Source organism: Limnohabitans sp., assembly GCF_044373035.1.
GTDB lineage: Bacteria > Pseudomonadota > Gammaproteobacteria > Burkholderiales > Burkholderiaceae_C > Limnohabitans_A.
The window spans coordinates 1-13,122 of record NZ_JBILQU010000077.1; the positions used below are offsets into that span (position 1 = coordinate 1).

Annotated in this window: 8 protein-coding genes and 4 tRNA genes; 2 read left to right on the top strand and 10 right to left on the bottom strand. The window is 59.6% G+C overall.

Annotated elements, in window-relative coordinates:
• Positions 1–82: 82 nt before the first annotated feature.
• From ACIQ47_RS11430 to ACIQ47_RS11475, 10 genes are all read right to left on the bottom strand, one after another.
• A tRNA-Cys gene (locus tag ACIQ47_RS11430) sits at positions 83–156 on the bottom strand.
• 77 nt (positions 157–233) lie between these two features.
• Positions 234–309, bottom strand: a tRNA-Gly gene (locus ACIQ47_RS11435).
• A 46-nt stretch (positions 310–355) separates the two neighbouring features.
• Positions 356–431: transfer RNA gene (locus ACIQ47_RS11440), tRNA-Gly, on the bottom strand.
• A 99-nt stretch (positions 432–530) separates the two neighbouring features.
• On the bottom strand, positions 531–2,954 hold the full coding sequence (gene lon / locus ACIQ47_RS11445) for an endopeptidase La (RefSeq protein ID WP_396438240.1): 2,424 nt from the start codon (positions 2,952–2,954) through the stop codon (positions 531–533).
• Positions 2,955–3,052: 98 nt separating this feature from the next.
• Entirely contained in the window at positions 3,053–4,321 is a 1,269-nt protein-coding gene (clpX, locus tag ACIQ47_RS11450) for an ATP-dependent Clp protease ATP-binding subunit ClpX (RefSeq protein ID WP_396438241.1), read from the bottom strand.
• A 107-nt stretch (positions 4,322–4,428) separates the two neighbouring features.
• Positions 4,429–5,037, bottom strand: coding sequence for an ATP-dependent Clp endopeptidase proteolytic subunit ClpP (clpP, locus tag ACIQ47_RS11455; protein WP_396438242.1), 609 nt, complete (start codon positions 5,035–5,037; stop codon positions 4,429–4,431).
• A gap of 121 nt (positions 5,038–5,158) precedes the next feature.
• Positions 5,159–6,472 (bottom strand): trigger factor, encoded by a 1,314-nt coding sequence (gene tig, locus ACIQ47_RS11460; RefSeq protein ID WP_396438243.1) that lies wholly within the window; start codon positions 6,470–6,472, stop codon positions 5,159–5,161.
• A 63-nt stretch (positions 6,473–6,535) separates the two neighbouring features.
• Positions 6,536–6,622 (bottom strand) — tRNA-Leu (locus ACIQ47_RS11465).
• A gap of 115 nt (positions 6,623–6,737) precedes the next feature.
• Positions 6,738–9,893: an efflux RND transporter permease subunit gene (locus ACIQ47_RS11470; protein WP_396438244.1), complete on the bottom strand. Its 3,156-nt coding sequence runs from the start codon at positions 9,891–9,893 to the stop codon at positions 6,738–6,740.
• Positions 9,894–9,897: 4 nt separating this feature from the next.
• Positions 9,898–11,070: an efflux RND transporter periplasmic adaptor subunit gene (locus ACIQ47_RS11475; protein WP_396438245.1), complete on the bottom strand. Its 1,173-nt coding sequence runs from the start codon at positions 11,068–11,070 to the stop codon at positions 9,898–9,900.
• Positions 11,071–11,155: 85 nt separating this feature from the next.
• Here ACIQ47_RS11475 and ACIQ47_RS11480 point away from each other — a divergent pair, with 85 nt between their 5' ends.
• Entirely contained in the window at positions 11,156–12,250 is a 1,095-nt protein-coding gene (locus ACIQ47_RS11480; RefSeq protein ID WP_396438246.1) for a phytoene/squalene synthase family protein, read from the top strand.
• Between the two features lie 31 nt (positions 12,251–12,281).
• Entirely contained in the window at positions 12,282–13,121 is an 840-nt protein-coding gene (hpnD, locus tag ACIQ47_RS11485; RefSeq protein WP_396438247.1) for a presqualene diphosphate synthase HpnD, read from the top strand.
• Position 13,122: the final 1 nt, after the last annotated feature.

Genomic DNA, 13,122 nt, shown 5'->3' on the forward strand with positions numbered 1-13,122 from the left:
ACTATCTACCTATGTTGTAGCCTTATTAGTGCAAAAAAATAGCCCTGGAAGGGGCTATTGAATGCGTACCGAAACAAAAATATGGAGGCGCGACCCAGAGTCGAACTGGGCTCGACGGATTTGCAATCCGTTGCATAACCGCTTTGCTATCGCGCCATGGTCAGTCAAGACTGACAAAAACTAATGAATGATGAATCAATGGGTCAAAATTTAACGGGCATCTAAACTTTGAATGGAGCGGGAAACGAGATTCGAACTCGCGACCTCAACCTTGGCAAGGTTGCGCTCTACCAACTGAGCTATTCCCGCACATTGAGAAATCAGATGAAAGATGTTGGTACTTCTTTCGGATATTTGGAGCGGGAAACGAGATTCGAACTCGCGACCTCAACCTTGGCAAGGTTGCGCTCTACCAACTGAGCTATTCCCGCATATTTCAGAGAACTTGACATGGTTGGCCTTGTCCGCTGCAATGGCCAAATTGTAATTCAATTTCTGGCCGACTTGGAGGCCGGCCTGAAAATTTTGCATCAATGTTTCACGGCCTCTGCTTTGGCCGTTGCAGGCACCGCAGTCAAGGCGGCTGCCGCCACCTCTTCGTCGCTCAAGGGCGTGGGCTTGGCTTCCAAAGCCACCTCCAGCACTTGGTCGATCCACTTGACGGGCACGATTTCCAGACCGTTTTTGACATTCTCAGGAATGTCCTGCAAGTCCTTGACGTTGTCTTCGGGGATCAACACGGTCTTGATGCCACCGCGCAATGCCGCCAGCAATTTCTCTTTCAGACCACCAATGGCCGTGACTTCGCCGCGCAAGGTGATTTCACCGGTCATGGCCACATCGGCACGCACCGGAATACCCGTCATGGCCGACACCATGGCCGTGGTCATGGCAGCGCCTGCACTCGGGCCATCCTTGGGCGTGGCGCCATCGGGCACGTGGATGTGGAGGTCTTTCTTCTCAAAGACCTCGTCCTTGATGCCCAAGAGGCGCGAGCGGCTGCGCACCACGGTGCGCGCAGCCTCCACAGACTCTTTCATCACATCGCCCAAAGAACCGGTGCGGGTGATCACGCCTTTGCCAGGCATCAGGGCCGCTTCGATGGTCAGCAAATCGCCGCCCACCTCGGTCCAGGCCAAACCGACGACCTGGCCCACCTGGTTCTTTTGCTCGGCGCGGCCATAGGTGTACTTGCGCACACCCAAAAAGTCATTCAAGTTGTCTTCATTCACCACCACCTGAGGCGTCATTTGCTTGAGCAGCAAAGCCTTGACGACTTTGCGGCAAATCTTGCCCAGCTCGCGCTCCAGCGACCGCACACCGGCTTCGCGGGTGTAGTAACGCACCACATCGCGCACGGCCTCTTCGGTCACCAGCAGCTCTGAGTCTTTCACGCCGTTGTTGGTCAATTGCTTGGGCAGCAAATACTTCATGGCGATGCTGGTTTTTTCGTCTTCGGTGTAACCCGACAAACGGATCACTTCCATCCGGTCCAACAGGGCCGAAGGGATGTTCATCGAATTGGAGGTGGCCACAAACATCACATCGCTCAGGTCAAAGTCGACCTCGACGTAATGGTCACCGAAGGTGTGGTTTTGCTCAGGGTCCAGCACTTCCAGCAAAGCACTGGATGGGTCACCCCGAAAATCCGTGCCCAGCTTGTCGATCTCGTCGAGCAGGAACAGCGGGTTCTTGGTGCCGACCTTGTTCAGGTTTTGCAGCACCTTGCCAGGCAAAGCGCCGATGTAGGTGCGGCGGTGGCCGCGAATTTCGGCCTCGTCACGCATGCCGCCCAAGGCCATGCGCACGTATTTGCGCCCCGTGGCCTTGGCAATGGATTGGCCCAGCGAGGTCTTGCCCACGCCAGGTGGCCCCACCAAGCACAAAATGGGGGCTTTGACCTTGTCCACGCGCTGCTGCACCGCAAGGTATTCCAAGATGCGGTCTTTGACCTTGTCCAGGCCGAAGTGGTCCTGATTAAGCACCTCTTCGGCGTTGGCCAGATCGTGCTTGAGCTTGGTTTTTTTGCCCCAAGGCAAGCCAATCAGCACGTCCAGGTAGTTGCGCACCACAGAGGCTTCAGCCGACATGGGCGACATGAGCTTGAGTTTTTTCAGTTCACCATCGGCCTTTTTGCGGGCCTCGGCCGACATTTTGGCGGCCTTGATCTTCTTTTCGATTTCCTCGATGTCCGCGCCCTCTTCGCCATCGCCCAGCTCTTTCTGGATGGCCTTGACCTGCTCGTTCAGGTAGAAGTCGCGCTGGTTTTTTTCCATTTGGCGCTTGACGCGGCCACGGATGCGCTTGTCCACATTCAGAATGTCAACCTCATGCTCCAACTGAGCAAACAGGTTTTCCAAACGCGACTTGATGTTGGCCAAGTCCAGCACCTGTTGCTTGTTTTCCAACTTGAGCGGCAAGTGAGCTGCGATCGTGTCGGCCAGGCGTCCAGGATCATCGATGCTAGAAATCGAGGTCAGGATTTCCGGTGGGATTTTCTTGTTGAGTTTGACGTACTGGTCAAACTGCTGCATCACGGCGCGGCGCAGGGCCTCGATCTCGCTGCTGTCATCGGACTGCTCAGAAACCGGGTCCACCGGGGTGACGGCGGCCACGAAATGGGCTTCGCCGTCCACAATGGACTTGACCAAGGCGCGTTGCTGACCTTCAACCAGCACCTTCACGGTCCCATCGGGCAGTTTGAGCATCTGCAAGATGGTGGAGACACAGCCCACGTCGAACATGTCTTCAACGCCCGGTTCGTCCTTGGCGGCTGTCTTTTGGGCCACCAGCATGATACGGCGCTCGGCGGCCATGGCCGACTCCAGCGCCTTGATGCTTTTGGGGCGGCCAACAAACAGCGGAATCACCATGTGAGGGAACACCACCACGTCGCGCAGCGGCAACATGGGCAGTTCAATCAGGGTGGGCGGCAAAGGTGTGTGTCCAGACATGGTGTGTCCCTCGGGTCAATTCAAAGCACATGGTTGCTGCGCCCGCGATTTCAACCCTGCAACAGCAAAGGGTGAAAGATCGGTGCAACACATGTGGGTTAGGCCTGTTTGGCCGACTCGCGGTAAACCAGCAGCGGCGGCTTGTTGTCGTCGATGACCGACTCGTCCACCACCACTTTTTCAACGTTCGCCTGGTTGGGTAACTCAAACATCGTGTCAATCAGGGCTTGCTCCATGATGGAGCGCAGGCCTCGGGCACCGGTTTTTCGGGCCAGCGCCTTGCGGGCCATGGCCGTGAGGGCGTTGGGTCGCACTTCCAGTTCGACGCCTTCCATGGCCAGCAGTTTGGTGAACTGTTTGACCACTGCGTTTTTTGGCTCGGTCAGAATTTGCACCAAGGCATCTTCGCTGAGCTCGGCCAAGGTGGCCACCACCGGCAAGCGACCCACCAGCTCGGGGATCAAGCCGAACTTGATCAGGTCTTCCGGCTCGACCTCGTTGAACACGTCGGTGAGCGAGCGCTGCTTTTTGCTCTTGACGGTTGCGCCAAAGCCGATGCCGCCAGATTCGGTGCGGTTTTCAATGACTTTTTCCAGGCCCGCAAACGCACCGCCGCAAATGAACAGGATGTTGGTCGTGTCGATCTGCAAAAAGTCTTGGTTGGGGTGCTTGCGCCCGCCTTGCGGGGGCACACTGGCCATGGTGCCTTCGACCAATTTCAGCAAGGCTTGTTGCACGCCCTCGCCCGACACGTCACGGGTAATCGATGGGTTGTCCGACTTGCGGGTGATCTTGTCGATCTCGTCGATGTAAACAATGCCGCGCTGGGCACGCTCGACATCGTAATTGCAGGTCTGCAGAAGCTTGGCGACGATGTTTTCAACGTCCTCACCCACATAACCGGCTTCGGTCAAAGTGGTGGCGTCGGCCATGACAAAGGGCACGTCCAGCATGCGGGCCATGGTTTGGGCCAGCAAAGTCTTGCCAGACCCTGTGGGACCGATCAGCAAGATGTTGCTCTTGGCCAGCTCAACATCGTCTTTTTTGGCACCCTCTTTGTGTTTCAGTCGCTTGTAGTGGTTGTACACCGCCACCGCCAGGCTGCGTTTGGCTTTCTCCTGACCAATCACATAATTGTCCAAGTTGGTCTTGATGTCCAGAGGTGTGGGCAAGCCCTCTTTGGCACCCTCACCCACGGTGGTGGTGGAGGCCAGCTCATCGCGCACGATGTCGTTGCACAAATCAATGCATTCGTCGCAAATGAATACCGACGGCCCTGCGATCAGCTTTTTGACCTCGTGCTGGCTTTTGCCGCAAAAGGAGCAGAACAGGTTTTTCTCAGTACTCGAGCCTTTTTTATCGGCCATAAATGTCGCCTCGGAATCCGGAATTCGTCAATGATAACGAAAGAAAAACGGCGCTCACCTTTTGAGGTCAACGCCGCCAGCCAGAGCGCCGGCAAGCCCGGCCACCCTCAAGCGCGTTTGGAGATGACTTCGTCGATCAAACCGTAGTCTTTGGACTCGGTGGCCGAGAGGTAATAGTCGCGTTCAGTATCGAACTCAATTTTCTCCAGCGGCTGACCGGTGTTCTCGGACAGGATGCGGTTGAGCTGAGCTCGGGTTTTGACGATTTCGCGTGCAGCGATCTCGATCTCGGTGGCCTGACCGCGTGCACCGCCCAATGGCTGGTGGATCATGACCTTGGAGTTGGGCAGCGAAAACCTCTTGCCCTTGGCCCCTGAAGACAACAAAAACGCGCCCATGCTGGCGGCCATGCCGTTGCACAGCGTGGACACATCGGGCTTGATGAAGTTCATGGTGTCGTAAATCGCCATGCCCGCACTGACCGAACCGCCGGGCGAGTTGATGTACAGCGAAATGTCCTTTTCAGGGTTTTCGCTTTCCAGGAACAGCAGCTGCGCAACGATCACGTTGGCCGTTTGGTCATTGACCTCGCCGACCAAAAAGATCACGCGCTCTTTGAGCAAACGCGAATAAATGTCGTAAGCGCGTTCGCCGCGGCCCGACTGCTCGATGACCATGGGGACCATGCCCAAGCTTGTGATGTCCAGTGTGCTCATCAATTCTCCAAAAATATGAATAGGACTTTAACCTGAGTGACCAAGTCCCCAATGAGATGGGGCTTGTCAGCCGAACCACAAGTTCGGCACAAGCCCCATTTTTCGAGGGAATCAAAACCGATCAGGCCTGCTGACCCATCAGTTCTTCAAACGAGATGGCTTTTTCAACCACTTTGGCCTGGCCCAACACAAATTCGGACACATTGCTCTCGATCACCACAGCCTCGACTTCGGCCATGCGCTGGTTGTCGCTGTTGTACCAACGCACCACGTCGTCTGGGCGCTCGTAGCTGGAGGCCAGCTCCTGAATGTGGGCCTGGATCTGCTCGGGCTTGGCGTGCAAGGTGTTGCCACGCACGACTTCAGCCACCACGAGCCCCAAGCGCACGCGCTGCTCGGCTTGGGGACGGAAAATGTCGTCAGGGATGGGGGCTTTGTCGGCGTCCTTGATGCCGCGTTGCTTCAGGTCAGCACGGGCGCCGTCTTTCAGGCGTTCGATCTCGTTTTGCACGATGGACTGAGGCAGGTCCAGCTCGGCCTTGGACACCAAAGCGTCCATGGCCGCTTGCTTGTTGCGGGCCAGCAAGCGGAACTTCACTTCGCGCTCGAGGTTTTTACGGATGTCCGTGCGCAGGCCATCCACCGAGGCGTCAGCAATGCCCAAGGACTTGGCCAAGGCTTCGTTGATTTCCGGCAAATTGGCGGCTTCGATTTTCTTGACAGTGACCAGAAAATCGGCGGTTTTGCCCGCCACATCTTGGCCGTGGTAGTCGGCAGGAAAAGCCAACGGGAAAGTCTTGCTTTCGCCGGACTTCATGCCGCGCACGGCCTCTTCAAATTCCTTGAGCATCTGCCCGTCGCCCAGGATGAACTGGAAGTCTTCGGCTTTACCGCCAGAAAACACTTCGCCGTCGATCTTGCCTTCGAAATCGATGGTGGCGCGGTCGCCGTCTTGGGCAGCCGTGTCTTGAGAGCGCTGGGCGAAGGTGCGGCGCTGCTTGCGCAGGATGTCCACGGTCTTGTCGATGGCGGCATCAGACACTTCGGCGGTCAATTTTTCGACTTCAGAGTCGGCCAGGTTGCCGAGCTTGACTTCGGGGTACACCTCGAAAATGGCTTCAAAGTGAAGCTCGCCTTCAGGCGCGCCTTCTTTTTCGGAAATGCGGGGTTGACCTGCGACGCGCACTTGCGCTTCGTTGGCGGCCACCGAAAAGGCCTCACCCACTTTGTCGTTCATCACTTCGTATTGAACCGAGTAACCATAGCGCTGGGCGACCACATTCATGGGCACTTTGCCGGGACGGAAACCGTCCATCTTGACCGTGCGGGCCATTTTCTTCAGGCGTGCATCCACTTCGGACTGAATGGCCGTCACGGGCACAGTCAGGGTGATCTTGCGTTCCAGCTTTTCAAGGGTTTCAACAGTCACAGTCATCGTCGTTCTCGGTTAATTGAATGTCTCTCAGGCCGCAGGTTAACCCATAGGCCAGAAGTCAGTTGGTGCGCGGGGCGGGACTCGAACCCGCACAGTGTTGCCACCGTCAGGACCTAAACCTGGTGCGTCTACCAATTTCGCCACCCGCGCAGTCCAAACAAAAAGGGCGACAGGTCCATCTCACGGCCCTAAGGCCACCTGACGCACCTGACCGCCCAGTTGAAATCGGTCAACTTTCTATTTTAGCCGCTTCAGTGGGTCAGATTCAGGCACGGGTTTGATTGGGGCGCTCAATTTTGAACCAGGCCGCGTACATGGCTGGCAGCGCCAGCAGCGTCAAAGCCGTGGCCACGATCAAGCCGCCCATGATGGCCACCGCCATCGGCCCCCAGAAAATGCTACGCGACAAGGGAATCATGGCCAGCACCGCTGCTGCAGCGGTCAACACAATCGGGCGCAAACGACGCACAGCCGACTCCACAATCGATTGCCAAGGGGCCATGCCCGCAGCCCGATCTTGCTCAATTTGGTCAATCAAGATGACCGAGTTGCGCTGAATCATGCCCATGAGCGCGATCACGCCCAGCAAGGCCACAAAGCCAAACGGTCGGTCCAGCACCAACAAAGCACCGGCCACACCCGCCATGCCCAAGGGCCCGGTCAAAAACACCAGCATCGCGCGGCTGAAGCTTTGCAACTGCAGCATGAGCAAAGTAAAAGTGATGAACAGCATGACCGGCACACCCGCCGCGATGGACACCGAACCTTTGGCGCTTTCTTCCACTGCGCCCGCCACCTCAATGCGGTAGCCACTCAAACCTTGTACTTGCCAGGTGGCCTCGGTCATTTTCAGCTCGGGCAGCAACTGCGCCGTCACCGTGGCGCCCTGCAAGCCCTCAGCGATGTCTGACTGCACGGTGATCGCAAACTGACGCCCTTCGCGCCACATCACACCTGGCTCCCAAGCCAACACCGGCGTGGCAATGTGCAGCAAAGGGATGAACCGGCCTGAGGCCGTGGGCACATAAGCCTGACCCAGGTCGGACAAAGCATCGCGCTCGGCCAATGGCTGACGCAGCACGATCTCGATCAGCTTGTCACCGTCGCGGTACTGCCCCACCGCGCTGCCCGTCAGCAAGGTGCGCGTCGCTTGCGCGATGGACTGGCTGCTCACGCCCAATGCGCGCGCCTTGGCTTGGTCAACCACCAAGCGCACCGACTTGACCGACTCGTTCCAGTTGTCGTTCACGTCGCGCGTGTTGGGGTTTTGGCGCATCTGGGTCTTGATCTCGTCGGCCTTCAGGCGCAAGACCTTGGGGTCCGGCCCCACCACCCGGAACTGCACCGGGTATGGCACGGGCGGGCCGCTGGGCAGCAGTTGCACACGCCCGCGCACTTCGGGAAACTCTTGCGCCAGCAAGGTGGGCAATTTGGCGCGCAGCACTTCGCGGGTTTTCAAGTCGGTGGGCTGCACGATCAGCTGCGACACGTTGGTCTGCGGAAAGACTTGATTCAGCGGCAGGTAAAAACGCGGCACGCCCGAGCCGACCCAGGCTGTGACCGACTTCACACCTTCTTCTTGCGCCAGGCGCTGCTCCACGCGCCGCGTGATGTCTTCACTGGCCTTGACCGGCGAGCCTTCGGGCAACCACAAGTCCATCATGATTTCCGGGCGTGAAGAATCGGGGAAGAACTGCTGCTGCACCTTGCCCATGCCCACCATGCCCAGCGCAAACAAAGCGATGGTGATGCCAATCGTCTTCCAGCGGTGGGTGACGCACCACGTCACCCAGGCGCGAAAGTGCCGGTAAAACGGCGTGTCGTACATCTGTGGGGAGTCCAATTGCTCGGCCGCCACCGGATGCGCCGGGGGTTTGAGCAGCAAAGTGCCCAGATAAGGCACAAAGTAAACCGAAGCCACCCAGCTGACCAAAAGCGCCACCACCGTGACCGCAAAAATCGCGAACGTGTACTCGCCCGTTGTGGACTTGGCCATGCCAATCGGCAAGAAACCCGCCGCCGTGATCAAGGTGCCCGTGAGCATGGGCATGGCTGTGAGCTCGTAAGTGAAGGTGGCCGCTCGTACCTTGTCGTAGCCCTCCTCCATTTTGCGCACCATCATCTCCACCGCGATGATGGCGTCGTCCACCAGCAAGCCCAAAGCGATGATGAGCGAGCCCAGCGAAATTTTGTGCAGGCCGACGCCCATGTAATACATCGCCAAAAACGTCACCGCCAGCACCAGAGGAATCGTGATGCCCACCACCAAACCGGGGCGAATGTCCAAAGTCCAGCGCCGCCACAGGGGGTTGTGGCCAGGCCGCTTGTGCAGTCCCAGCGCCAAAAAGCTCACCGCCAGCACAATGACCACGGCCTCGATCAGCACCTTGATGAATTCGTTGACCGAACTGGCCACCGCGCTGGGCTGGTCCTGCACCTGGGTCAGGCTCATGCCCGCTGGCAAGCTGGCCTGTGTGGACGCGATCGCCAAGCGCAAGGACTTGCCCAGTGCGATGATGTCGCCGCCTTTGGCCATGGACACGCCCAGCGCAATGACCTCTTGCCCCTCATGGCGCACCTTCACACTGGCCGGATCGGCATAGCCGCGGCGCACCGTGGCGATGTCAGACAGGCGAATTTGCGCCCCCGAAGCGCCGCGAATCGGCAAGGACTTCAAATCGTCCAAACTCTGGAACTGGCCGCCCACCCGCACCTGCACCACATCAACTGGCGACTGGATGCTGCCGGCCGATTCCACCGCGTTTTGCTGGTTCAACTGTGCCACCACAGCACCCATGTCCAAACCCATCTGCGCCAGTTTCTTTTGCGAAACCTCCACAAACACCTTCTCGGCCTGCACGCCAAACAGCTCAACCTTGGCCACATCGGGCACGCGCAGCAGCAGCTGGCGCAAGCTGTCGGCCTGGGCCTTGATTTCGGCGGGCGTGAAACCCTCGCCGCCCAAGGCGTAAATCACGCCGAACACATCGCCAAACTCGTCGTTGAAAAACGGCCCGATCACACCCGGCGGCAAGCTGCCGCGCATGTCACCGATCTTTTTGCGCACGGTGTACCAAATGTGCGGCACCGCCCCGGGGTCCGAGTTGTCCTTGATCTGAAAAATGATCTGCGCCTCGCCCGGCTTGGAATAGCTGCGGATCTTGTCGGCAAAAGGCACCTCTTGCAATGTGCGCTCGATCTTGTCGGTCACCTGCTCAGCCACTTGCTCGGCCGTAGCGCCGGGCCAATAAGCCTGCACCACCATGGCGCGGAAGGTAAAAGGCGGGTCTTCGTCCTGCCCCAGCTGGAAATAAGACGCCATGCCCAGCACCATCAGCACCACCATCAGGTAGCGCGTCAGGGCCGGGTGCTCCAGCGCCCAGCGCGAGAGGTTGAATCGGGTGTTGTCTGGGCTGCTCATGCAATCACCTCGGGCTGGCTGCAGCAGGGACCGATGCAGCAGCCGAAGCAGCAGGCACGGACGCTGGTGCCGACACAGGCGCAGCGCCGTACACCGTCACCTTCTCACCGGGTGACAAGACATGCGCCCCGGCACTGACCACCCTTTGACCGGGCTGGAGTCCCGAGCTGACCACCACCTCGTTACCGTCGACCGGGCCCAGCTGAACCGCCTGGCTGTTGACCGTCATGGTCGCCTCATCCAATACCCAGACTGCCGTGCCCTGACCCTCCTGACGCAAAGCGCTGGTGGGCAGTTTGATGGCCGAGACCGCTGCACCGGACAGCCCGGGTGCGCGCACATTCAAAGTGGCCCCCAAAGGCAAACGCTCCCCGGCCTGCAGCGCCAGCTTGACGGTGTAGGTGCGCGTCACCGGATCGGCGCTGGCGCCCAATTCCCGAATTTTTCCTTTCAAAGGCTGACCCGTGCTGAGCAATGTGGCCGTCATGCTTTGACCGATTTTCAAGCCCAAAGCCAATTGCTCAGACACGGCAAACACGGCGTCACGCGGGCCATCGTGGGCCAGACGCACGATGGGTTGCCCCGCTGAGACCACCTGCCCCGCTTCGGCTTCGATGGCGGTGATCACGCCGGCATGGCTGGCGGTCAAACGCGCATAACCAGCCTGATTGCCTTGCGCCTGCGCTTGGGCTTTGGCCTGGTTCAAAGCCGCCTCGGCCGACTTCAGGCCGGCTTCGCGCCGCTCCAACTCGGCGCCGCTGATGAAGTTTTGCACCTTCAGGGCCTCAAAGCGCTTGAATTCTGCCGCAGCCAAATCGCGCTGACTTTGCGCAGCACTCACCTGCGCCTGGGCGGCCTGAGCGGCCAATTGAAAGTCTTGTGCGTCAATCAAGGCCAGCAACTGCCCAGCGGCCACCCGTTGCCCCACCTCGACAGGCCGCTGCACCAATTTGCCGCCCACCCGAAAACCCAGCCGAGACTCCACGCGCGCCCGCACTTCGGCCGAAAACTCACCGCCCACAACCAGATCGGTGCCGGACACCGTGATCAACTTGACCGCGCGCAAAGGCGCTGGTGGCGCTTCAGATTTGGAGCAGGCCAACAATGTGGTCAAAAGCGCCGCAAGTGCGCACCAATGGACAGCTCGTCGCGTGGCGGGTAATAAAAAAGAGGACATGAAATTCTCAAGGAATGGTAATGAATGACTGGTCAGTAATTTATTCAAAGCAGGTCCAGCTGTCAAGCGACAATACGGTTTGACCATGCTCAAGCCCCCCTCATTCCAGCCGCCACAGCTCGGCGCGTCAGGTCGCCCGCGCCGGGGCCTGAGCGCCTCCCAGCACCAATTGCTGCAGCACGTTTCGCGCTCGTTCGACCTGTCCATCCGCCTTTTGCCGGGCGCACTGCAAGCCCCGGTGGCCATCGGCTACCTGCTGGCCCGCGCTACCGACACGGTGGCCGACACCACCGCCCTGCCCTTGACGGAGCGCCAGGTCTTGCTGGACCTCATGGCACAAACGATTGCCGCCCAGGCCACTTCGGCTGAAGAAAGCTGCGAGCTGTCCCGCCTGACCCAGGCCTTTGCCGCTCAACAAACCGACCCGCATGAGCGCGCCCTGATGCTGGACTTGCCCCAATGCCTGGGGCTTTTGCACACTTTGTCAGAGGCCGACCAAACCAGCGTGCGCCAAGTGCTGCGCCACATCACCCAGGGCCAACAGCTGGACATGAACCGCTTTGGCCCAGGTCTTCAGGCATTGCAAACCGAAGCCGAACTGAGCGAATACACCTGGCTGGTGGCCGGTTGCGTGGGCGAGTTCTGGACCGAGCTGTGCGGACGCCACCTGCCCGGCTACAGCCTGCTGCCCCAGGCCGAGATGCTGCGCATCGGGCGCGAATACGGCATGGGATTGCAGCGCCTGAACATCGTTCGAGATGCCGCAGCGGACCTGGTTGCTGGGCGCTGCTACTGGCCGGAGGAGACGCTCAGGCAAGCGGGCCTGAGCCCTGAACTTTTGGCTCAAGCCGCTGTCAACCCTGACGCTGACCCCCTGCAAGCCCTGACCCCGCTCTACACCCAGTGGCTGGACCACACCCAAGCGCAACTGGCCGACGGCATGCGCTACGCCCTGGCGCTCAAGCCACTGCGCCTGCGCCTGGCCAGCGCCCTGCCCGCCCTGATTGGTGCACGCACCTTGGCACTGCTGCGCCAGGCCGGACCAGCGGCCCTGAACCAGCGCATCAAAATGCCGCGCCACGAAGTGCGTGCCATGCTCTGGCGCATCGCCTTGGGCCTCGGGTCTGCTGCTGTTGTGCAAAAAGAATTTCTCCGATTGTCCGGCCAGCCGCCGCCTTGATCCTGCGCTTTGAATGCGAGAATCCCAGCCCATGAGCCCGCAAGACTACGTCCAGCAAAAAGCCGCCGCCTCGGGCAGCAGCTTTTATTACGCCTTCCTGTTCCTCCCGCCGGAGCGCCGTGCGGCCATCACCGCTTTTTATGCCTTCTGCCGCGAAGTGGACGATGTGGTCGACGAAATCAAAGACCCCGGCGTGGCCGCGACCAAACTCGCCTGGTGGCAAAAAGAAGTGCTGCAAGCCTACGCCGGACAGCCCAGCCACCCGGTCATGCACGCCCTCATGCCCCTGGCCCCCAACTTCGGCATCGAAAGCCGCCACCTGATGGCCGTGATCGAAGGCTGCCAGATGGACCTGAACCAAACCCGGTATCTGGACTTTGCAGGCCTCACAAAATATTGCCACTTGGTGGCGGGTGTGGTGGGCGAAGTCGCCGCCCGCATCTTTGGTCAGACCGACGAAGCCACCACGGCCTACGCGCACAAACTGGGCCTGGCCTTTCAAATGACCAACATCATCCGCGACGTGGGCGAAGACGCCATGCGCGGGCGCATCTACCTGCCGCTCGACGAGCAGCAACGCTTTGGCGTCAAAGCCAACGAACTGCTGCAGCGCGACTACTCAGACCGCTTCAGCGCGCTGATGCAGTTCCAGACCGCACGCGCCCACGCCCTGTACGACGAGGCCCTGGCCCTGCTGCCCGCCGCCGACCGCCGCGCCCAAAAACCCGGCCTCATGATGGCCAGCATCTACCGCACCTTGCTGCGCGAGATCGAGGCCTCGGGCTATCAGGTGCTGCACCAGCGCATTGCGCTGACGCCGCTGCGCAAGCTGTGGCTGGCGTGGAAGATGCAGGCGCTGGGGCGGTTTTGAG